This is a genomic window from Streptomyces sp. NRRL S-118 (assembly GCF_000716335.1).
In the GTDB taxonomy this organism is placed as follows: Bacteria; Actinomycetota; Actinomycetes; order Streptomycetales; family Streptomycetaceae; genus Streptomyces.
The window spans coordinates 1-20,846 of record NZ_KL591040.1; the positions used below are offsets into that span (position 1 = coordinate 1).

At 73.5% G+C, this 20,846-nt stretch carries 17 protein-coding genes; 11 read left to right on the forward strand and 6 right to left on the reverse strand.

All coding sequences use genetic code 11. The features are described 5' to 3' along the window. From IH00_RS0135245 to IH00_RS0135275, 7 genes are all read left to right on the forward strand, one after another. On the forward strand, nucleotides 1-2,217 hold a 2,217-nt coding region (locus IH00_RS0135245; RefSeq protein WP_031080435.1), incomplete at its 5' end, for a collagenase. Between the two features lie 107 nt (nucleotides 2,218-2,324). Then, on the forward strand, nucleotides 2,325-3,506 hold the full coding sequence (locus IH00_RS0135250) for an NAD(P)/FAD-dependent oxidoreductase (protein ID WP_031080436.1): 1,182 nt from the start codon (nucleotides 2,325-2,327) through the stop codon (nucleotides 3,504-3,506). Further along, on the forward strand, nucleotides 3,503-3,775 hold the full coding sequence (locus IH00_RS0135255; RefSeq protein ID WP_031080444.1) for a (2Fe-2S)-binding protein: 273 nt from the start codon (nucleotides 3,503-3,505) through the stop codon (nucleotides 3,773-3,775). Before IH00_RS0135250 ends, IH00_RS0135255 begins: the two co-directional genes overlap by 4 nt. Beyond that, nucleotides 3,765-5,165 (forward strand): FAD/NAD(P)-dependent oxidoreductase, encoded by a 1,401-nt coding sequence (locus IH00_RS0135260; RefSeq protein WP_052411889.1) that lies wholly within the window; start codon nucleotides 3,765-3,767, stop codon nucleotides 5,163-5,165. The genes IH00_RS0135255 and IH00_RS0135260 overlap by 11 nt, the downstream gene beginning before the upstream one ends. Next, nucleotides 5,162-6,067 (forward strand): dihydrodipicolinate synthase family protein, encoded by a 906-nt coding sequence (locus tag IH00_RS0135265; protein WP_031080447.1) that lies wholly within the window; start codon nucleotides 5,162-5,164, stop codon nucleotides 6,065-6,067. The genes IH00_RS0135260 and IH00_RS0135265 overlap by 4 nt, the downstream gene beginning before the upstream one ends. A 2-nt stretch (nucleotides 6,068-6,069) precedes the next feature. Next, the gene (locus IH00_RS0135270) at nucleotides 6,070-7,071 is read left to right on the forward strand and encodes a proline racemase family protein (protein ID WP_031080448.1); all 1,002 of its coding nucleotides are present in this window, start codon (nucleotides 6,070-6,072) and stop codon (nucleotides 7,069-7,071) included. Between the two features lie 38 nt (nucleotides 7,072-7,109). Next, nucleotides 7,110-7,811, forward strand: coding sequence for a GntR family transcriptional regulator (locus IH00_RS0135275; protein ID WP_039947755.1), 702 nt, complete (start codon nucleotides 7,110-7,112; stop codon nucleotides 7,809-7,811). A 40-nt stretch (nucleotides 7,812-7,851) separates the two neighbouring features. Here IH00_RS0135275 and helR read toward each other — a convergent pair whose 3' ends face one another. From helR to IH00_RS0135290, 4 genes are all read right to left on the reverse strand, one after another. Continuing rightward, nucleotides 7,852-10,020: an RNA polymerase recycling motor ATPase HelR gene (gene helR, locus IH00_RS0135280; RefSeq protein ID WP_031080453.1), complete on the reverse strand. Its 2,169-nt coding sequence runs from the start codon at nucleotides 10,018-10,020 to the stop codon at nucleotides 7,852-7,854. A 391-nt stretch (nucleotides 10,021-10,411) separates the two neighbouring features. Continuing rightward, nucleotides 10,412-10,915, reverse strand: coding sequence for a GNAT family N-acetyltransferase (locus IH00_RS39245; protein ID WP_234335090.1), 504 nt, complete (start codon nucleotides 10,913-10,915; stop codon nucleotides 10,412-10,414). Between the two features lie 203 nt (nucleotides 10,916-11,118). Further along, on the reverse strand, nucleotides 11,119-11,265 hold the full coding sequence (locus IH00_RS41245) for a S1 RNA-binding domain-containing protein (RefSeq protein WP_267882632.1): 147 nt from the start codon (nucleotides 11,263-11,265) through the stop codon (nucleotides 11,119-11,121). Nucleotides 11,266-11,492: 227 nt separating this feature from the next. Beyond that, entirely contained in the window at nucleotides 11,493-12,554 is a 1,062-nt protein-coding gene (locus IH00_RS0135290; protein WP_234335091.1) for a polyprenyl synthetase family protein, read from the reverse strand. A gap of 522 nt (nucleotides 12,555-13,076) precedes the next feature. On the opposite strand from IH00_RS0135290, the gene IH00_RS0135295 reads away from it, so the two are divergent. From IH00_RS0135295 to IH00_RS0135310, 4 genes are all read left to right on the forward strand, one after another. Beyond that, on the forward strand, nucleotides 13,077-15,044 hold the full coding sequence (locus tag IH00_RS0135295) for an ABC1 kinase family protein (protein WP_031080462.1): 1,968 nt from the start codon (nucleotides 13,077-13,079) through the stop codon (nucleotides 15,042-15,044). Between the two features lie 447 nt (nucleotides 15,045-15,491). Then, nucleotides 15,492-16,280 (forward strand): helix-turn-helix domain-containing protein, encoded by a 789-nt coding sequence (locus IH00_RS0135300; RefSeq protein ID WP_234335092.1) that lies wholly within the window; start codon nucleotides 15,492-15,494, stop codon nucleotides 16,278-16,280. Between the two features lie 317 nt (nucleotides 16,281-16,597). After that, nucleotides 16,598-17,389, forward strand: a complete 792-nt coding sequence (locus tag IH00_RS0135305) for a LuxR family transcriptional regulator (protein ID WP_031080466.1) — start codon at nucleotides 16,598-16,600, stop codon at nucleotides 17,387-17,389. Nucleotides 17,390-18,111: 722 nt separating this feature from the next. Next, nucleotides 18,112-18,978 carry an SDR family oxidoreductase gene (locus tag IH00_RS0135310; protein WP_052411890.1) on the forward strand — a complete coding sequence of 289 codons (867 nt, stop codon included), beginning with the start codon at nucleotides 18,112-18,114 and terminating at the stop codon, nucleotides 18,976-18,978. A gap of 139 nt (nucleotides 18,979-19,117) precedes the next feature. Here IH00_RS0135310 and IH00_RS0135315 read toward each other — a convergent pair whose 3' ends face one another. Further along, entirely contained in the window at nucleotides 19,118-19,969 is an 852-nt protein-coding gene (locus IH00_RS0135315; RefSeq protein WP_031080470.1) for an ABC transporter permease, read from the reverse strand. Next, on the reverse strand, nucleotides 19,966-20,846 hold an 881-nt coding region (locus tag IH00_RS0135320), incomplete at its 5' end, for a daunorubicin resistance protein DrrA family ABC transporter ATP-binding protein (protein ID WP_031080472.1). The genes IH00_RS0135315 and IH00_RS0135320, both read right to left, overlap by 4 nt.

Here is a 20,846-nt window from a genome sequence, read left to right on the forward strand (position 1 = left end):
ACCCCCACCGCCTCCGCCATCGCCGAGCCCCGCGATCCCCGCGACTCCCACGGCTCCCGTGACGAGGTGCTGCGCCTCGCCGCCGCGCCCCGGACCGCGCCGACGCCCGCCCCGGCACCCGGCCGGCGCGCCACCACCCGCGTCCCGGGGCCGCAGACCCCCGCGCCGGCACAGCTCGGCGCCACCGTCGCGGCCGACTGCACCCTCGGTGCCGTCACGGGGTTACGCCCCGAGGAGTTCGCCGACTTCCTCGCCGACCCCGCCGTCACCGCCGACGGGTGTCTGCGCGGCCTCATCTGGACGTGGGACGCCCGGCTCGCGCCGGTCATGTCGGACGCCCACGTCCAGGCCGTGTCCCGCCGCGTCTCCGCGCTCGCGCCCGGCCACGACGGCCTCAACGGCACCCACCTGCTGGAGATGCTCACGTACCTGCACGCGGTCGTGTACCACGACTTCTCGCGCGGCGAGATCGACGTCACCGACCCGACCACCACCGAGGCCATGCGCCGCGCCGTCCACGCCTTCGGCTCGGCCGCCCGCTCCTTCCGCGCCACGCGCACCAACGCCGAGTCCCTGCGCGAGGCCCTCTACACCGGCAGCGGCACCGGGCTGCGCCACTCCCAACTGGGCCTGGTCCAGAAGGTCCTGGCGACGATGGACAAGTACCACACCACCACCTACCGCGACCCGGCCTGGGGTGGTGCGGCCCTCGCCGCGCTCTCCGTGAACTACCTCGGTGTGTACCCCGGCAACCGCGACACCGCCTTCCACACCCTGGTCGCCCGCAACACCGCCTACCGCGCCGCCTTCCGTGCCTTCGCCGAGTACACCCACCTCAAGGGCACGCCCAACGCCTGGGTGGTGCGCGACGCGCTCGCCGAGTACGGACGCTTCGGCCAGATCGACGCGATCAAGGCAGGCATCGTGCCCGACCTGGGCGCGCTCCTCGACCCCGTGGTGCGGAACTTCGGCGAGGGCAGCGCACCGTGGGCGCGGCTGGCCGGCTGGCTCGTCTTCTACGAGGCGTGCAAGCCGTACCGCGTCTGCAAGGAGGACATCGAGCGGCGGATCTTCCCGCACACCTACCGCTACGACACCGGCGGCATCACGGTCCGCACGGGCCTGGACACCCCCACCGTCGACCAGCTGTACTACGCCAGCAAGCAGGTCAAGGCCCAGTTCCACCGCGTCCTCGGCGCGGAGACGCCGCTGACCGGTGACACCAACACCGCGCTGACCATCGTGCTGTACGCCTCGCGCGCCGACTACGAGAACTACCATCCGCTCCTGACCGGCATGGGCACCGACAACGGCGGCATCTACATCGAGCGCGGTGCCACCTTCTACACCTACCAGCGGCGCGTCCCCCAGGACTCCTCGCTCACCCTGGAGGAGCTGTTCCGTCACGAGTACGTCCACTACCTCAACGGCCGCTACGCCGTGCCCGGTTACTTCGGCGAGGGCCCGTGGTACGAGGACGACCGCACCACCGCGATGGACGAGGGGACGGCGGAGTTCTTCGCCGGAGCCACCCGCGACGACGGCGTCGCCGTGCGCAGGTCCCTCGTCCGCAGCGTCATCGCCGACACCGCCGACGGCAGCCCGCGCATGAGCGTCGGCCAACTCCTGCACGCCACCTACGCGGGCGACGGCTTCCGCTTCTACAGCTACGCGGGCACGTTCTTCTCGTACCTGTGGACCGAACGGCCGGCACTGCTGCGGGAGATGTACCGGCACCTGCGCGCCGACGACCCGGCCGCCTTCGACGCCTGGCGCGACCGGCTCGGCCGGGACGCCGGGCTCCAGCGCGGGTACGACGCCTTCCTCGACGCGCAGACGGCCAAGGTGGACGACCTGTTCGTGCCCGACACCCGCTACGTCCCGAACGACCGGCTCGACCACACAGGTGCCGAGGCGGTGCGCGCGGCCTTCGCCGCGGCCACCGCGGCCGACCCGCGCTGCACGGACAACGGGGACCCCGCCAAGCGCCGCTTCGTCTGCACCGGACGGATCACCGCGCGCCTGACGGACGCGAACAGCCCCGACCGGGTCTTCAAGGACATGGCGGAGACCGTCGACCACTTCCTCCTCGACCGCGCCCGTCCCGCGGCCACCAACCTCGCCGACATGAACTGCCACTTCGGCGAGGCGCGGATCTGGGCCGACCGCACCGGTGCGACATCGGACTACACCTGCGAAGGGCCGCTGCGCGGCTGACCCCGGAAGCCGCCCCGCAGCGTCCGGCCCCAACTCGGCGGACCGGAAAGGAATTTCTCCCTGCCGGACCCTGTACGGGCAGCAGTAGTGCGTGAAATATTATTGCTGTGCCCACGCGACACGTGAGTCATCCGCCGCACGCCCTGGACGCCGTGATCATCGGTGCCGGAATCGTCGGCGCGGCCTGCGCCTACTACGCAGGCCGCTGCGGACTCGCCGTCGCCGTCGTCGACCGCGGCCCCGTCGCGGGCGGCACCACCGGCGCCGGCGAGGGCAACCTGCTCGTCTCCGACAAGGGGGCGGGCCCCGAGCTCGACCTCGCGCTGCTGTCCACCCGACTGTGGCGCGAACTCACCGAAGTCCTCCCACCGGAGGCCGAGTACGAGCCCAAGGGCGGTCTCGTCGTCGCATCCGACGAGACCGCCCGCACCGCGCTCCGCGCCTTCGCCGCGGGCCAGCGGGCGGCCGGCGTCGAGGCGCACGAGGTGCCCGCCGACCGGCTGCGCGACCTCGAACCCCACCTCGCGCCCGGCCTCGCCGGAGGCTTCCACTACCCGCAGGACGCCCAGGTCCAGCCCGCCCGCGCAGCCGCCCACCTGCTGCGCGCCTCGCGCGCCGACGTCCGTCCCGGCGAGGAGGTGACCGCCGTGCTGACCGACGCACGCGGCGCGGTCCGCGGCGTGCGCACGCCGCACGGCGACCTCCACGCGCCGGTCGTCGTCAACGCCACCGGCACCTGGGCCGGGCAGCTCGCCGCACGGGCCGGCACCCGCCTGCCCGTCCGGCCGCGCCGCGGCTTCGTCCTCGTCACCGAACCGCTGCCGCCGGGCCTCGTGCGCCACAAGGTGTACGCCGCGGACTACGTCGCCGACGTCGCCAGCGACTCCGCCGCCCTGCAGTCCTCCGCCGTCGTCGAGTCCACCCCGGCGGGCCCCGTCCTCATCGGCGCCACCCGCGAACGCGTCGGCTTCGACCGGACGCTGTCCACGGAGGCGCTGCGCCGGCTCGCCACCGCCGCCACCGCCCTGTTCCCGGCGCTCGGCGGGGTACGCGCCCTGCGCGCGTACTGCGGCTTCCGCCCCTACCTGCCCGACCACCTCCCGGCCATCGGCCCCGACCCGCGGGTACCGGGCCTCTACCACGCCTGCGGCCACGAGGGCGCGGGGATCGGCCTCGCCCCGGCGACCGGCCTGCTCGTCGCGACCGCGCTGCGCGGCGACCCGCCGCCCGTGGACCTCCGGCCGTTCGACCCCGGCCGTTTCGACGGCCAGGAAGGAGCCGACCGGTGACACCCGTGCCGTTCACCTTCACGTTCGACGGGCGCACCCTCACCGCTCTGCCCGGGCAGAGCGTCGCCGCCGCCCTCTGGGGCGCCGGCGTCCTCGCCTGGCGCACCACCCGCACCGGCGGCGCTCCGCGCGGCGCCTTCTGCGGGATCGGCACCTGCTACGACTGCCTCGCCACCGTCAACGACCGTCCCAACCAGCGGGCCTGCCTGGTCCCCGTGCGCCCCGGCGACACCGTCACCACCCAGGAGGGCATCGGACATGACGGCTGATCCCCACGCCGGCCCCGCCGCCGGCCCGGCCACCGCCGACCTCGCCGTCGTGGGCGCCGGCCCCGCGGGGCTCGCCGCCGCGGGCACCGCCGCGGCCCTCGGGCTGGGTGTCGTACTGCTGGACGCGGGGGAGCGGGTCGGCGGCCAGATCCACCGGCACCCCGCACCCGAGGAGCTGCCCCGCGCCGCCAGGCCCCTCGTCCGCCGCCTCCGGGGTGTCCGCCACCGGCCGGCCCACCACGTCTGGACCGTCGTGCCGGACGGGGACTCCTGGCTGCTGCACTGCGTCGCCGGGCCCGACGAGACCGCGGCCACCGTCCGCGCCCGCGCCGTCCTCCTCGCCACCGGAGCGTACGAACGCCACCTGCCCTTCCCGGGCTGGACGCTGCCCGGGGTCGTCGGCGCCGGCGGCGCCCAGGCGATGCTCAAGTCCGGGCGCGTGCTCCCCGGCCGCCGCGTCGTCGTCGCGGGCAGCGGCCCCCTGCTGCTCGCCGTCGCCACCACCCTCGCCACCGCCGGGGCCCGTGTCCCGGCCGTCGTCGAGGCCGCCGGCTACACCGCCTACGCCCGCCACGCCGGCACCCTCGCCCGCAACCCGGGCAAGCTGGCCGAGGCGGCCCACCACGGCAGCGGCCTCCTGCGCCACTCCACCCGCCTGCTCACCCGCCACGCCGTCACCGCCGCCCACGGCACCGCGCGCGTCGAGGCCGTCACCGTCGCGCGCGTGGACCGCGACTGGCGGCCCGTCCCCGGCACCGGCCGCCGCGTCCCGTGCGACGCACTGGCCGTCGGCCACGGCCTCGTACCGCAACTGGAGCTCGCCACCGGCCTCGGCTGCCTCGTCCGCCGCACCGCCGACGGCACCCCGGCCCTCGCCGTCGACGCGGAGCAGCGCACCTCCGTGCCCGGTGTCTGGGCCGCCGGGGAGACCTGCGGCATCGGCGGCGTCGGCCTCGCCCGCACCGAGGGCGAACTCGCCGCCCTGTCCATCGCCCGCGCCCTGTCCCCGGCGCGGGTGGTGACGGGCGGTGACCGCCGCCGCGCCGCCGCCCTCACCCGCCGCCGCGCCCGGCTGCGCGCCTTCGCCGACGCCATGGCCGCGGCCCACCGGCCCGGACCCGGCTGGACCGCCTGGCTGGACGACGGCACCGAGGTGTGCCGCTGCGAGGAGGTCACCGCCGACCGCATCCGCGAGGCCGTCACCACCCTCGGTGCGCGTGACGCGCGCACCGTCAAACTGCTCACCCGCGCAGGAATGGGCTGGTGCCAGGGCCGCATGTGCGGCCAGGCCGTCGCCCGCCTCGCGGGCGAGGACCCGGCGCCCGACCGGCGCCCGCTGTCCTGCCCCGTCCCGCTGAGCCATCTGGCACAACCACCAGGAGCCGCATGATGGACCACCGCACCTCCCCCTGGCACGGCATCATGGTCGCCACCGCCCTGCCGCTGCGCGACGACGACACCCTCTCCGTCGACTACGACGCCTACGCCGAGCACGTCTCCTGGCTCGTCTCCCAGGGCTGCGACGGCGTCGTACCCAACGGCTCGCTCGGCGAGTACCAGACGCTCACCGACGACGAGCGGGCCCGCATCGTCCGCGTCGCGGTCGAGGCCGCCGGCGACGGGGCCCGGGTCATGCCCGGCGTCGCCGCCTACGGCAGCGCCGAGGCCCGCCGCTGGGCCGAGCAGGCCGCCGAGGCGGGCGCCGGCTCGGTCCTGCTGCTGCCGCCCAACGCGTACCGCGCGGACGAGCGTTCCGTCCGCGCCCACTACGCGGAGGTCGCACGGGCCGGGCTGCCCGTCGTCGCGTACAACAACCCCTTCGACACCAAGGTCGACCTGACGCCCCGGCTGCTCGCCCAGCTCCACGCCGACGGCAGCATCGTCGCCGTCAAGGAGTTCAGCGGCGACGTCCGCCGGGCGTACGAGATCGCCGAACTGGCCCCCGGGCTGGACCTGCTGGCCGGTGCCGACGACGTCCTCCTGGAGCTGTCCGTCGCCGGCGCCGCGGGCTGGATCGCCGGCTACCCCAACGCCCTCCCCGCCGCCTGCGTCACCCTGTACCGCGCCGCCACCGCCGGCGACCTGGACACCGCCCTGCCGCTCTACCGGGCCCTGCACCCGCTGCTGCGCTGGGACTCCAAGCCCGAGTTCGTCCAGGCCATCAAGCTCTCCATGGACGTGGCCGGCCGCCACGGCGGGCCCTGCCGCCCGCCCCGCACCCCCCTGGACGAGGAGCAGTACGCCGCCGTCCGCGCGGCCACCGGGAAGGCGCTCGCGGAAGGACTCGCCTAGCCATGCGCAGCCGGCACGTGTACCACGCCGTCGACTCGCACACCGAGGGCATGCCGACCCGCGTCATCACCGGCGGCGTCGGCACCCTTCCCGGGGCCACGATGGCCGAGCGGCGCGAGCACGTCATGCGCCACCTCGACCACGTCCGCACCCTGCTGATGTACGAACCGCGCGGCCACGCCGCCATGAGCGGCGCGATCCTCCAGCCGCCGACGCGCCCGGACGCCGACTACGGCGTCCTGTACATCGAGGTCTCGGGACTGCTGCCCATGTGCGGCCACGGCACCATCGGCGTGGCGACCGTACTCGTCGAGACCGGCATGGTGCCCGTCACCGAGCCCGTCACCACCGTCCGCCTCGACACCCCCGCGGGCCTGGTCTCCGTCGACGTCCTGGTGGAGGACGGCGCGGCGGTCTCCGTCACCCTCACCAACGTGCCGGCCTTCTGCGCCGGGCTGGACCGCACGGTCGAGGTCCCCGGATACGGCACCGTCACCTACGACCTCGCGTACGGCGGCAACTTCTACGCCATCGTGCCCCTCGACGCGCTGGGCCTGCCCTTCGACCGGGGCCGCAAGGACGAGCTGCTCGCGGCCGGGCTCGCCCTCATGGACGCCGTCAACACCACCCAGCGGCCCGTCCACCCGGAGGACCCGGCGATCGGCGGCGTCAAGCACGTCTACCTCGCCGCCCCCGGCTCGGACGCCCTGCGCTCCCGCCACGCCATGGCGATCCACCCCGGCTGGTTCGACCGTTCGCCGTGCGGCACCGGCACCTCCGCACGCATGGCACAGCTGCACGCGCGCGGCGAACTGCCCCTCGGGCGCGACTTCGTCAACGAATCGTTCATCGGTACGCGGTTCACGGGGCGCCTCGTCGGGGAGACCACCGTCGGCGGCCTGCCCGCCGTCGTCCCGACCGTCACCGGCCGCGCGTGGATCACCGGCACCGCCCAGTACTTCCTCGACCCGGCGGACCCGTTCCCGGCGGGCTTCCTGCTGTGACGACCGCCCCGACCCGCAGTTCCCCCGGAGACAGAGCCATGGCAGAGCGCACCCGGCAGCGGACCCTGATCACCACCCTCACCAGTCAGGAGCGGCTGAGCGACCGGGTCGCGCACGCCCTGCGCGCGGCGCTGATCTCCGGCGAACTGCGGCCGGGTGAGGTCCACTCGGCGCCCGGCCTCGCCGCCCGCTTCGGCGTCTCGGCGACCCCGGTGCGCGAGGCGATGCTGGAGCTGGCCCGCGAAGGCCTGGTCGAACCCGTACGGAACAAGGGTTTCCGGATCACCGAGGTCAGCGAACGCGACCTCGACCAGTACGCGGAGCTGCGGGCCCTCATCGAGGTGCCCACCATCGGGTCCATCACCGCCTCGGCCGACCGGCGGCGGCTGGAGGAACTGCGGCCGGTCGCCGAGGAGATCGTCACCCGCGCCCGGGAGCACGACCTCATCGGCTACCTGGACGCCGACCGCCGCTTCCACCTCTCCCTGCTGGCGCTCTCCGGCAACGACCGCCTCGTCGAAACCGTGGGCGACCTGCGCAAGCACTCCCGCCTCTACGGCCTGACGGCCCTGGACGAGCGCGGCCTGCTCGTGCCCTCGGCCGAGGAGCACATCGAACTGCTCGACCTGATGCTGGCGGGCGACGCGGCGGCTGCCGAGGCGTGCATGGCCCGCCACCTGGGCCATGTGCGCTCCCTGTGGGCCCGCTCCCGCCAGGAGACCGGGCCGGGAAGACGGTGACGCGGGCGGTCCGGACCGGTCCGGACCGGACCGGACCGCCTCAGGAGCTCGTGAGGACGACGAGCTGCCGGGTCGCCCGGGTCATCGCGACGTAGCGGTCGACCGCTCCTTCCACCCCCTCGCCGAACGTCTCCGGGTCGACCAGGACGACCAGGTCGAACTCCAGCCCCTTCGACAGCTCCGGGGTCAGCGACCGGACGCGGGAGGTCGCCCGGAACGAGGGGTCGCCGATGACGCACGCGATCCCCTCGGCATGCTCGGCCAGCCAGGCGTCGAGGAGCGGGCCCAGGTCCTCGACGGATCCGTGGCGGACCGGGACGCCGCTGCTGCGGATGGAGGACGGCACGTTGGCGTCCGGGAGCGCGGCCCGGATGACCGGCTCGGCCTCCGCCATGACCTCCTCCGGTGTCCGGTAGTTGATGCTCAGGGAGGCCACCTCGATCCGGTCGAGCCCGACCCGCGTGAGCCGTTCCCGCCACGACTCCGTGAACCCGTGCCGCGCCTGGGCACGGTCCCCGACGATGGTGAAGCTCCTGGACGGGCAGCGCCGCAGCAGCATCTGCCACTCCGCGTCGGTCAGCTCCTGGGCCTCGTCCACGACGACGTGCGCGAACGGGCCGGCCAGCAGATCCGGGTCGGCGGTGGGCAGTTCGGACTCGTCGACCAGACTGACCTGAGCGTCCCGGCCGCGCAGCATCGTCACCAGGCCCTCGCCCTCGTCACCGTCGGCGCCGGAGTCCGCCGCCGCCTCGATCAGGTTGTCGACCACCTGCGCCATGCGCTCGCGCTGGGCGGCGAGCGCGGCCTCGTGCCGGCGCTTCCGCCGCGCCGTCTCCGGGTCGCCGAGCCGGTGCCGTGCCGCGTCCAGGATCGGCAGGTCCGACACCGTCCATGCCCGGGGCTCCGCGCGCTGGAGCCGCCGTACGTCGTCGGGGCCGAGCCAGGGGGCGCACATCCGCAGGTAGGCGGGGACCGACCACAGGTCTTCGACCAGGTCGGCCGCCTCCAGCAGCGGCCACGCCCGGTCGAAGGCGGAGCGCAGTTCCCTGTTCCGCGTCAGAGACCTGCGGAGCAGCTCGGGCGGGGCGTCGCCGTCGTGCTTCTCCTCCAGGATCGTGAGCAGCTCCTCCCAGACCTGCTCGCGCGCCTCGTTGTGCGGGGTGCCGGGTTCCGCCGCCTCGAACGCCACGGCCCAGTCGTCGGCGGTCAGCCGGACGTCGGACCAGTGGGTCTCGACCGTCATGCCCTTCGCGGGCGGCTCCTCGTAGAAGCGGACGGCCGTCTCGATCGCCCGCACCATGTCGGCCGACGACTTCAGGCGGGCCGTCTCCGGGTCGGTCTCGGCCGTCGCCGTCGCTCCCTCGGCGACGAGATCGCGCAGCACGCAGGTCTGCACGCCCTCCTCGCCGAGGCTGGGCAGGACGTCGGCGACGTAGGCCAGGTAGGGCCGGTGCGGGCCGACGAAGAGCACCCCGCCCCTGCGGTGGCCGAGGCGCGGGTCGGAGTGGAGGAGGTAGGCGGAGCGGTGCAGGGCGACGACGGTCTTGCCCGTGCCCGGGCCGCCGTCGACGACGAGGGCGCCGCGCGAACCCGCACGGATGACGGCGTCCTGATCGGCCTGGATGGTGCCGAGCACGTCCCGCATCCGCGGCGACCGGCCCGCGCCCAGGCCGGCGATGAAGGCGGACTGGTCGTCCAGCGCCGCGTGCCCGGTCAGCCCGTCCGCGGTGAACACCTCGTCCCAGTAGTCGCCGATGCGGCCCTCGGTCCAGCGGTACCGGCGGCGGCTGGCCAGGCCCATCGGGTCGGCGTGGGTGGCGCCGAAGAACGGCCCGGCCGCCGGGGAACGCCAGTCGAGCAGCAGCCGGCGGCCGTCGCCGTCCGTCAGGCCGAGCCGTCCCACGTACACCGGCTCCGGGTCGTCCGTGCCGACCATGCGGCCGAGGCACAGGTCCAGCCCGAAGCGGCGCAGGGTGCGCAGCCGTGCGGACAGCCGGTGGATCTCAGCGTCCCGTTCCATGGCCTCCCGGCCCGTGCCGCCGGGCGCCCTGCGCTCGGCGGCCAGCCGCGCGGTGAGCTCGGCGATCGACTGCTCCAGGCACTGCGCGACGGCTGCGAAGTGCCGCTCGTCACCGGCGATCAGCGCGGGATCGGTCTTGGCGGCGAGGCGCTCGGGAAGATCGAACACGCTGGTGGTCAAAGAGCTCATGTCACCAGCCCCGATCCGTGAGCGCCTGCACGCGGACCGGCGGCGCGCACCCGGGGAGCGGCGGCTCCAGCCCCGCCGACGGCCCGGCCGCACCGCACACTTCATGAACCGACAACACCGCACGCATGTCGCGTATCTCCCGATATTTTCCGCAGATCCTGGCTTGAGCCAGTGATTCTGCGGTACGGGAGGGGCCTTGCCGCAAGCCCCCCGGTGCGCTATACGTTAAGAGTGGCGAGGAGTGGGTACACCTCCTCGCCCTGCGCCGGCCCCAGGCGGAGACGCCTTCTCAGGACTGCGGCGCGGCCCCTCACCCCACCCAGGTGGTCTCTCGCCGTTCTTGCCGGTTCGCGGCGTCCGGCACCGCGCCTCCCCGATCGACGAGACACCCCTATGACTTCAGCTGCAGGCCCTCGCGGTGCGCGTCGGTGTGCGGGCACGCCGGGCCCGTGGCGGTGGTGGGGATGCGCATGCGGCGGAAGAGGTCGCGCGTGGCGCGCTCCTGGAGGGTGGTGTGCCAGGAGACGTCCGGGTAGCGGCTGCGCAGGTGGGACAGGGCCCTCGTGCCCAGACCGCTGGACCGGAAGCGTTCGTCGACGGCCACCCCCGTGATCAGCCCCGCGGAGCAGGTCTCGCAGACCCGGAACGTCACCTGCCCGACGACCTGGCGGATGTGCACGAGGAGCAGGCACTGCGCCTCCGGCCCGGCCGGGGCGGCTGCGGTCTCGAAGGTGACGTCGCGGTAGGCCAGCACCCTGCGGTGCCAGCGGCCCCGCACGGGTGTGGGGCGGCGGTGTTTGGGCCGCCGACGCGGAAGGAGGAGGTACCGGCCCGCGGACAGCCAGGGCAGCGGTCGCGGGGCCGTCGGCATGGCGTGCGCGTGGTGTCCCTGCATGGGGCCCGCATGCCCCGGGACCGCCCGTGCACGCACACCACTTCCGGCGACCCCCGCACCCGGTCCGGTCCGGCAGGTGGGGCTGTGCGCGGCCCAGTGCTGTGGCCGCACACGTATCACCGGGTCGGGGCGTGTGCCTCCCTGTCACCGGGCAGGCGCTCGGAAAGCTCGTGCGAGGAAACCGCCGCGGGAACACAGAAGGGTCACTGATGCTCGGACGAGGCTTGTCGTCGGGAGAGGGCCAGCCTGCGTCGCTCCCGGTCGATCTCGGTGACGACGACCGTGACCTCGTCGCCGACCTGGACGACGTCCGACGGAGTCCGCGCGGGTGTCCAGGTGAGCTCTCGCAGGTGACCAGTCCCTCGATAAACCGTTCGATCACTGCGACGGTGCCGGACAGGAGCTCATCGCAGTGCGGTGATTCCAGGAACGTCCGGAGTTGCCTGGAGGGAGTCGTGGCTCGGAGCGTCATCACACCGCCCGGCCAACCGGACGGCACGCCGCGGCCCACCACGTCCCGGAGGAAGCGCTGGGGCCACGGCGCGGCACGCCCCGGGGGAACCGGTGTTCACCGGGTTCAGCTGGTGCGCAGGGCGACGTAGTCGCAGAGGGCGAGCAGGGCGCCGCGCTGGGCGGGAAGGTCGGGCAGCGGGGCCAGCGCCGCCCGGGCACGCTCGAGGCGGTCGTGCATGACGGCTTCGGTCTCGGCGAGCGCCCGCGAGTGCTCGAACAGTTCCAGGGCCCGGGGGACGTCCGCGGCAGGGACGGGGCCGGCGTCGAGCAGGGCCCGCAGCTCGGCGTCGGCCGGGTCCGTGCTCTCCCGGGCCAGCAGCACGGGCAGGCTCTGGACGCCGGCCAGCAGGTCGTTGCCGCGCTTCTTGCCGGTGACCTCGGCGGGAGCCCTCAGGTCGAGCAGGTCGTCGGCTATCTGGAAGGCGATGCCGAGCTGCTCCCCGCAGTCGGTGAGCGCGGCGACGGCCGTCGCGGGGGCGCCCGCCTGGACGGCTCCGATGCCGAGCGCCATGGCGAGCAGGGCGGCGGTCTTGCCCGCCGCCACGCGGAAGTAGTGGGTGACCGGGTTCTCGTCGGGGGCGGGACCGGCCAGTTCGCGCAGCTGTCCGCCGATCAGCCGGCCGGCGGCCTCCGCGTGGAGGTGGACGGCCGCGGGCCCGAGGCCGGCGGCGAGCCGGGCGGCACGGGCGAACAGCCAGTTCCCGCCGAGGACGGCGGCGCGCTCGCCCCAGCGGGCGTGGACGCTGGGGACACCGTGCCGGGTGGCGGCGCCGTCCATCACGTCGTCGTGGTGGAGCGACGCGATGTGGACGAGTTCGGTGATGGTGGCTGCCTCGGCGATCCCGTCGGCCCAGGGGTCGCCGAACTCGGCGCCGAGCAGGACCAGCAGGGGGCGCAGGCGCTTGCCGCCGGTGGCGGCGAGGTGACCGGTGAGCGCGGCGACCCTGGGATCCGGGGCGTCGTGGGCGGTGGCCTGGAGCAGCTTCTCGGCGCGGGCGAGGGAGACCCGCAGGCGCGCCTCGAACTCGGGTTCCGTCAGAGCGAGCCGCTGGAGCGGGTCGGCGGCGGGAAGGCCGGGCGGGAAGGCCGTCCCCGCCTCCGCCCCGCTCATCTGTCCGGTACTCATCGGGTAACCCCTCTGCGACCCAGGCGGCCAGTGATCCCTCGTCTGTGCTCGACAGCATCCATCCGGCCACAAGCGCCTTACAACAGACGTGACATGAAGGTGTCACCGCGGCCTCCGCCACGGCGCCGACGGGCAACGTGTCAGCTTCCTGCTGACTTTCCCCGGGCACGTTGCGGCCGGTTCCCGGCCGTCCCGCTCCCGCGCGGACATGTCGGACAGCCGGCGGGCCGGCCTGTGCGGAGGCGTATCACCTGCCCAGGACGAACGAGCCCGGCCGTGCCGGTCGCCGGCCCGCGCGCGGACAGCGCGGCGAGCCTTCCGGCGGCGGGCGGGGGCGTGACAGCAACCGGACATGCGCGGAGCACCCCGCGCCGCCGCTCCCTAGCCTCGGGGCAACCCCTCTTCGACACCCCCGTGTTTGTGAAGGAGTCTCATGTTCGGACGGATCGGACCCCTCGCCGTCCTCCGGTCCCGGGCCACCGTCCCGGCGGGGCATGAGCGGCCGGCTGACGGCGCACGCACATGGAACTGACCCTCTACCTCTTCATCGCGGCCGTCACCCTGGTACCGACCGTCGCGGTGCTCGCCATCGGCGCCCGGCGCCTGCTGGGCCTGCGGATCGGCACGGTGCGGGCGGCGCTCACCGGCCTGGTCGCCATGGGGGCGGGCGCACTGATCGGGGCCGCGATGGGTGAAGCCCGCCGCGGGGCCCTCGTGTCGGTGCACATCGGCCTGACGGTCCTGGTGGCGGTGGTCTTCCTCGCCCTCTCCCATGCGCTGGTGCCCGCCGGTTCCCTGTCGGAGGTGGTGCGCTGGCCCCAGGCCGTGCGCCGCCGGGTGGCGCGGACCCGCCGCTACACCGAGCTGAGCCGGATCGCGATCCGGCACGGCCTGGGCGGGGCCCTGCGCGGCCGGGGCCGGGGCGGCCCCGAGGCGGTTGCCGAGCGGAAACGGCTGGCGGTCGGCGTACGGCTGGCGCTGGAGGAGGCCGGCGCCACCTTCGTCAAGCTCGGCCAGGTGCTGTCCACGCGCTGCGACCTGCTGCCGGTCGAGTTCGTCGAGGAGCTCACCAAGCTTCAGCACCAGGTGCCCGCCGAGCCCTGGGCCGACGTGGAGCGCGTACTGACCGAGGAGCTGGGCGAGGACCCCGCGGTGTTCTTCGCCGAGTTCGACCGCGAGCCGCTCGCCGCGGGCTCGATCGCCCAGGTGCACCGCGCCCGGCTGACCACCGGCGAAGAGGTGGTGGTCAAGGTGCAGCGGCCCGGTGCCCGGTCGGTGGTCGACCGGGACCTGGACATCCTGTTCCGGATGAGCCGCAAGCTCGAGGAACACACCGCGTGGGGCCGGGACTTCGGCGCGGTCGAGCTCGCGGCGGGCTTCGCCAACTCCCTCAACGAGGAGCTGGACTTCCGGATCGAGGCCCGGAACATGGCCACGATCAGGGCGGCGAGCGAGCGGACCGAGAAGGCGTCCGCGGTCCGCATGCCGCACGTCCACGGAGAGCTGTGCACGCGCCGGGTGCTGGTCCTGGACTGGCTGACCGGCGTACCCCTGAACGCGGCGGGGGCGGTCATCGAGGAGCGGGGCCTGGACCGCACCGGGATGGCCCGGCAGCTGCTGGAGTGGATACTGGAGCAGATCCTGATCGGCGGGGTGTTCCACGCCGATCCGCACCCCGGCAACATCATGCTGCTGGAGGACGGCAGGCTGGGCCTGCTCGACTTCGGCTCGGTGGGGCGCATCGACCGGGTGCTGCGGGCGGCGCTGCGCAACCTGCTGCTGGCGGTCCACCACAACAACCCGGTGGCGCTGTCGGACGCGCTGTTGGAGCTGGTGGACCGGCGCGAGGACATCGACGAGATCCGGCTGGAGCGGGCGCTCGGCCGGTTCATGGCGCGGCACCTGACGCCGGGGGTACGGCCCGACCGGAAGATGTTCGCCGATCTGTTCCTGCTCGTGGCCCGGCACGGGCTGACCATGCCCCCGGAGATCGCCGCGACCTTCCGGGCGCTGGCCACCCTGGAGGGGGCGATGGAGCAGATGGTCCCCGGCTTCGACATCGTCGCGGAGGCCAGGTCCTTCGCCGCCGGCCACCTGGAGCGCGAGCTGAACCCCGGTTCGATCGGCCAGGTGCTCGCCGAGGAGGCGCTGGCCCTCGCCCCGATGCTCCGCCGGCTGCCGCGCCGGGTGGAGCGGATCACCGACGCGCTGGAGCACGGCCGGCTGGGCGTGCAGGTGCGGCTGCTCGCCGACGAACGGGACCGGCGGTTCGTGCGTTCGCTCGTGCACGAGACACTGCTGACGTTCCTGGGCGGGATCACCGGTCTGATCGCCGTCCTGCTGCTGGGTACGGACCACGGTCCGGTGCTCCACGACTCCCTGACGCTGCTCCAGCTGATCGGCTACAACCTGCTGGTGGTCAGCTGTGTGGTGGTGACCCGGGTGGTGTTCGGGATCTTCCACGCGCAGCGGAGACTGCCCGGCCGGTGAGACGGGGCCGGGGCGGTCCGCACGATGCGCCGCCCCGTCGGCCCGGCCGGCCACCGCCGGAATGCCGGGACCGGAATCCGCGTCGCGGATCCATGGTGAAAATCACCGGCCGCGAGTCCGGTGGCCGGGGAACTCCTGGCCCGGAATGCACAGCGCGGCAGAAAGGTCGTACCGGTCGAATCGCCGGGCGATGTCTCCCCCCGATAAAGCGGACTGTCCGCTTCAGAGTTGTCGTCCCGGGCGAGGGTGGGCGGCCCGTCGCGGCGGAACCGTGCGAGGCACAATTGACCTGGCGTTCGCCGGACATTGCGAACTAGTGTCTGGCCTCGCGGAGCGTCCGAAAATCACGGAAATACTTCTCCATTGAACAGTTGAAAAATGCACCTCACTTCCGTGTGCCGACCGATCGGACGTCGATTTGCTCGCAGGTGAACAAAGGGGGATGCAGTGACAGGTGACGCGGTCAAACCCGCAGCCGCGGACCGGGAGGAGGCCACCGACGCCATGCCGTTGGACCACGCCGCGCACGTGGAACGGACTCTGCTGCAGGCACGTGCGCTCGTCGAGTCCACGGTGTCCATGTACCGGGAACGGCCGGCCTCCGGCCCGGCCGTTCCGCACGCCGACGTCGCCGTGCTCGGCCCGGCCGTCGAAGACCTCGCCCGCGCCGCACGGCACTCGGTCTGTGTGGCCATCACGGGCAGCGAAACCTTCATGTACCTCACCCGCAAGGCGCTGAGGACGCTCGAAACCGGCCTCGTGGTGCGGATGCTGTGCACCCCGGAGGTCGCCGACGCCTCACTCGCCCTGCTGACCCGCATACCCGAGCTCCGCTTCGAAGTCCGCGTCTCGGAAGCCGAGTTGCGGGACATGGTCGTGGTCGACGGCTCCTCCGCGCTGGTACTGGCGGCCACGGGCAACGTCAAGGGGCAGGCGACGCTCGTGAACGACGCGGCGGCGGTGCGCGCCCTGGAACTCCTCTTCGCCGGGGCCTGGTCCCGCGGCCGCAGGCTCGACGACCACCTGGCACTGAGCCCGAAACTGCGCAGCGAGCTGAGCCGCCGGATCCTGGAGCGGCTGCGGGACGGGTGCACCGACGCCGCCGCCTCCCGCGACCTCAGCGTGTCCCTCCGCACCTACCGGCGCCACGTCGCCGACATCATGCGGGAGCTCGGTGCCACCTCCCGTTTCGAGGCGGGCGTGCGAGCGGTGGAACTGGGTCTGCTCTCGGAGTAGCCGACGCGGCGGATGCACAGCGGAACATCGGGCGGACCCGGCCGGCAGGCCGGGTCCGCCGTTCTATTCCTCCCGCACTGGAGCCGTTCGTCCCGGACAGGCCCGGAATTTCCCACACCTTGCCTCCGTGCTGTGCTCTACTTCACTTCTTTTCCTCTCGTTTAACTGGTCTTGGTGATTCAAGTACTGTTCTGCAGGCGGAGGGGGAGCACTCCCTGACTGCGACGTTCCCGTCAATACGGACCCGACCAGGTCCGGGGCGTCGATCCGGAGGCTCCGCGCAGCAACATGAACACCAACGGGGATGGTGGTGCCGCGTGTCGCACGCGACCAAGGACGAACTGGAACAAGCGCTACTGGACGTACTGGCCCTGATGGAGTCGACGGTGGCCATCCACCGGGACCGCAGCATCCGGGAGCAGCAGATCGCCACGGTCGACGGGGGCTACGCGCCCGTCCTGGAGCACGCGGCGAACCTCATCCGCGGCGCCGCACGGACCATCGACATCGTCGATGCCCGGGTGCCCGGCGTGGGGGAGGAGGCGGCCCGCCGGGCGCGGGCCGAACGCAACCTCATCTACTCGGCCCCGGCCGGGGTCTCCGTACGGCTGCTGACGAGCCCGACCCTGGTCGACGAGGACTTCGTCCGCGAACAACTGGCACTGGAACAGCCCGTGGCCATCCGGGTCGCCCGCGTCCCGCCACTGCAGGCCCTGCTGGTCGACGGCAGCAGCGCACTGGTGATGGCCGAGTCCGCGGGGGGCGTACAAGCCTCCCTGATCCGCGCCCCGGAGGTCCTCCACACCCTCGGCACGCTCTTCGAGAGCATCTGGCGCAACGCCGTACCCGCCGGCGAGCGCATCGTCTTCGGCGACCGGGAACGGGCCTCGCTGGCACGCCAGATCCTGGGCGCGCTGCGCAGCGGGGTCACCGACGAGGTGGCCGCGCGCGAACTCACCGTCTCGGTGCGCACCTACCGGCGGCACGTCGCCGAGATCATGGCGCTGCTCGGCGCCCAGTCGCGCTTCCAGGCCGGGGTCCGGGCCGCCGCCCTGGGCCTGCTGCCCCCCGCAGACATGGCGGCCCCGGGCGGTGGTGTCCGCCTCTGACCAGGTGCCGGCACCGCACCCGACCGCCTGGCCATGCCGAGGTGACCGGGCTGGCAGCTTCCTGAAAGCAGCGTTGCCGCCCGCCGGTGCCTGTACTTGTATGGCCGTCAGGAAAGGAGCACGGGCCTTCATATCCCCCGAGCCCTTGCCCTTCCCGGCGGCCGCGGAGACCCCGATCCGTGAAGCCGCCGTTGCACGGGGATCCGAATGCCGAAACGGCGTCGTCACCGGATCCCCGTGCACCACAGCCGGAGATCCGGCGACAGGTCCGGGGCGTCGCCGACCGGGCATGACGGCCCCGGGTGGTGGCTGAGCGGAGCCGCGGGGTGGGGTGGACGCAGTGCATCACGAAGCACCGGAGTCGCCGCCCGATGCGGTCCGTACCGACGTGGCCGCCCCGAGCGGCGATCCGGGCACACGGCAGGGCACCGTTGCCGCCTCCCGGCGGCCGAGCGGGGTTTCTGCCGCGGTCGGCAACCGCGGTCGTCAGCTTGCGCCCGGCCCCGGACGGGCCGGCACCGTCACCGCATCGGGGGTCCGGGCCCGGACCGACCTCACCACCGCCCCGGACGGAACAGCACGGGGCGGCCGTTTCCAGGCCCCCATCCGCCGTCCACGGCGGGAGCACCGTGCCGCAGGGTGCGCAACGCGTTCCGGTCCGCGCTACGCGGACGAGGCGGTTGCGGGGCGGCTATTCGTACGAGTCCCAGGAGGAAACCGAGTTGGCGCGGAAGAAGGACTGGCTGCGGCCGGGTGAGCACGTCGTCGTGACCGGGGGCTCCAGTGGCATCGGGCTCGCGCTGGCCGAGGAGTTCGCCGCGCGGGGCGCGGTGGTCTCGCTGCTGGCGCGTGACGAGCGCCGGCTGTCCGCCGCGGCGGACACCCTGCGGAGGGCGGGCGCCACGGTGCACACGCGGAGTGCGGACGTCACCGACCCGGCCGGGCTGGCATCGGCGATCAAGGAGCTGGAAGCCGCGGGCGGCCCCTGCGCCGTTCTGGTGACCTCGGCCGGCCAGGCCAGACCGGGCTACTTCCTCGACATGCCCGACGACGTGTTCCGCACGATGATGGAGGTCGACTACTACGGCACCCTCTGGGCGGTGCGGGCGGTGGCGCCCGGCATGGTGCGGCGGGGCCGCGGCACGGTGGTCACCATCGTCTCGACGGCCGCGCTGATCGGCGTGTACGGCTACACCGCCTACGGACCGGCCAAGTTCGCGGTACTCGGCCTGACGCAGTCGCTGCGCAACGAACTGTGCCCGCACGGCATTCGGGTCACCGGCGTCTTCCCGCCCGACGTGGACACGCCGCAGCTCGCCGAGGAGAAGAGGCACCGTCCGGCGGAGCTCGACGCGATCCCCGGCCCCGGGCGGCCACTCCCGCCGCGGACCGTCGCACGCGGCGTCCTCCGGGGACTGGACCGGGGCGAGTCGTCGATCTACCTCGACGGCTTCACCCGGATCCTGGCCCGCTGGGGCGGTGTGATCGACCCGCTGATGCGCCGCTACCTGGACGGAAAGGTCCGCACGGCGGCTCGGCGCAGGACGGCCGGCACCGCCACCGGATCCCAGGGCGACCGCGGCGCATGACGTCAGGGGCGGACCGATGCGGGCAGCACCCCGGGTGGGGTGCTGCCCGCATCGGTCCGCACCGCACCGGCCGCGCCGGCCCGCCCACGGTCCTGGTGGGCGCGGCCGGCGCGGCCGGTCCGTCACCTCGGGGTGCCGGTCACCGCCGGTTGTAGAAGCGCATCGTCAGTGTGCCGAACACGGCGACGAGGACCGCTCCCGCGACGAGCACCCAGGTGATCTCGCCGCCGTCCGGGTTGCCGTGCATCAGGCTGCGCGTCGCGGTGACCAGGTGGGTGACCGGGTTGCACATGGTGACCACCTGCAGCCACCCCGGCATGGTGTCCGACTCGACGAACACATTGGACAGGAAGGTCAGCGGGAACAGCACGTTGATGCTGATCCCCATCACGGACTTCTCCGACTTCATCAGCAGCCCGACCATCGTCCACAACCACGAGAGCGCGAACGCGAATCCGACCAGCAGCGCGGTCCCCAGCACCACGCCGGTCACACCGCCCTGCGGCCGGAAGCCCAGCACCAGCCCCAGGCCCAGGACCACCAACGCCGCTGTCAGGTACCGGAGCACATCGCCGAACAGCGCGCCGAGCAGCGGCGACGGGCGCCAGATCGGGAGGGTGCGGAACCGGTCGAACACGCCCCGGTGGCTGTCGGTGTTGACGCCCGCACCGGTGTACATCGTGATCATGACGACGCTGGTGACCATGATGCCCGGCAGCAGGTACTGCAGATAGTCGGTCGCCGACCCGGCCAGCGCCCCGCCGAACAGGTAGGTGAACATCAGCACCATGATGATCGGGAAGGCGGTGACGTCGAACAGCTGCTCCGGCAGGTGCTTGATCTTGAGCATCGCGCGCCAGCCGAAGGTGACCGACGCCGACCAGGCGGACGGCCGCGGGGGCTTCCGCGTGGCGTCGAGCAGGGCGTCGAGATTCGCCACCACCGACGTCTCGTCGCGCGTGCCGGCGGGCTCCGTACCGACGGTCGTCATGCCGCGGCCTCCTCGGTCGTGGCGGGGCGATCGGTGAGGGCGAGGAACACCTCGTCCAGGGTGGGCTGCCCGAGTGCGAAGCTGTCGATGGCGACGCCCGCGGAGGCGAGCTCGGCGAGGGCCCGCGAAGCGTGCTCGGCCGCCGCCCGGTCGTCGTCCGTCCCGCGCAACTGGGCGGTGAGGGCGACGGGTTCCGGATCGAGCTGCACGGTGGCGCCCAGAACTCCGGCGAGCACCCGCTGAGCCGTCCCCCGCTGCCAGGCGTCACGGACCCGGAGGCGGAGCCTCCCGCCGCCCACGGATGCCTTGAGCTCGCCGGGCGTGCCGTCGGCGATGACCTTCCCCCGGTCGATCACCGCGATACGGGAGGCCAGCTGGTCGGCCTCCTCCAGGTACTGGGTCGTCAGCAGGACGGTCGTCCCCCGCGCCACGATGGCCCGGACGATGTCCCACACCTGGCTGCGACTGCGCGGGTCGAGCCCGGTGGTCGGCTCGTCGAGGAACAGCACGTCGGGCGTGCTGAGGATGGACGCGGCGATGTCGAGGCGCCTGCGCATGCCGCCGGAGTAGGTCTTGGCCTGCCGGTCCGCGGCCCCGGTGAGGCCGAAAGCCTCCAGGAACTGCGCGGCGCGCTCACGCGCCTGCGGCTTGCGGTACCCCAGCAGGCGGCCGAGCAGGACCAGGTTCTCCGTGCCGGTCAGGTCCTCGTCGACCGAGGCGTACTGGCCGGTGAGGCTGATCCTCGAACGGACCGCGTCGGCCTCGCGGACGACGTCGTGCCCGAAGATCCGTGCTTCGCCCGCGTCCGGCCTGAGCAGGGCGGTGAGCATCCTCACCGTCGTGGTCTTGCCGGCGCCGTTGGGACCGAGCACCCCGT

Coding starts and splice junctions, on each gene's coding strand:
- IH00_RS0135290 (WP_234335091.1), bottom strand. CDS start 12,554: ATGAGTACCGGACAGATGAGCGGGGCGGAGGCGGGGACGGCCTTCCCG.
- IH00_RS0135275 (WP_039947755.1), top strand. CDS start 7,110: ATGGCAGAGCGCACCCGGCAGCGGACCCTGATCACCACCCTCACCAGT.
- IH00_RS0135260 (WP_052411889.1), top strand. CDS start 3,765: ATGACGGCTGATCCCCACGCCGGCCCCGCCGCCGGCCCGGCCACCGCC.
- IH00_RS0135270 (WP_031080448.1), top strand. CDS start 6,070: ATGCGCAGCCGGCACGTGTACCACGCCGTCGACTCGCACACCGAGGGC.
- IH00_RS0135295 (WP_031080462.1), top strand. CDS start 13,077: ATGGAACTGACCCTCTACCTCTTCATCGCGGCCGTCACCCTGGTACCG.
- IH00_RS0135315 (WP_031080470.1), bottom strand. CDS start 19,969: ATGACGACCGTCGGTACGGAGCCCGCCGGCACGCGCGACGAGACGTCG.
- IH00_RS0135265 (WP_031080447.1), top strand. CDS start 5,162: ATGATGGACCACCGCACCTCCCCCTGGCACGGCATCATGGTCGCCACC.
- IH00_RS39245 (WP_234335090.1), bottom strand. CDS start 10,915: ATGCAGGGACACCACGCGCACGCCATGCCGACGGCCCCGCGACCGCTG.
- helR (WP_031080453.1), bottom strand. CDS start 10,020: ATGAGCTCTTTGACCACCAGCGTGTTCGATCTTCCCGAGCGCCTCGCC.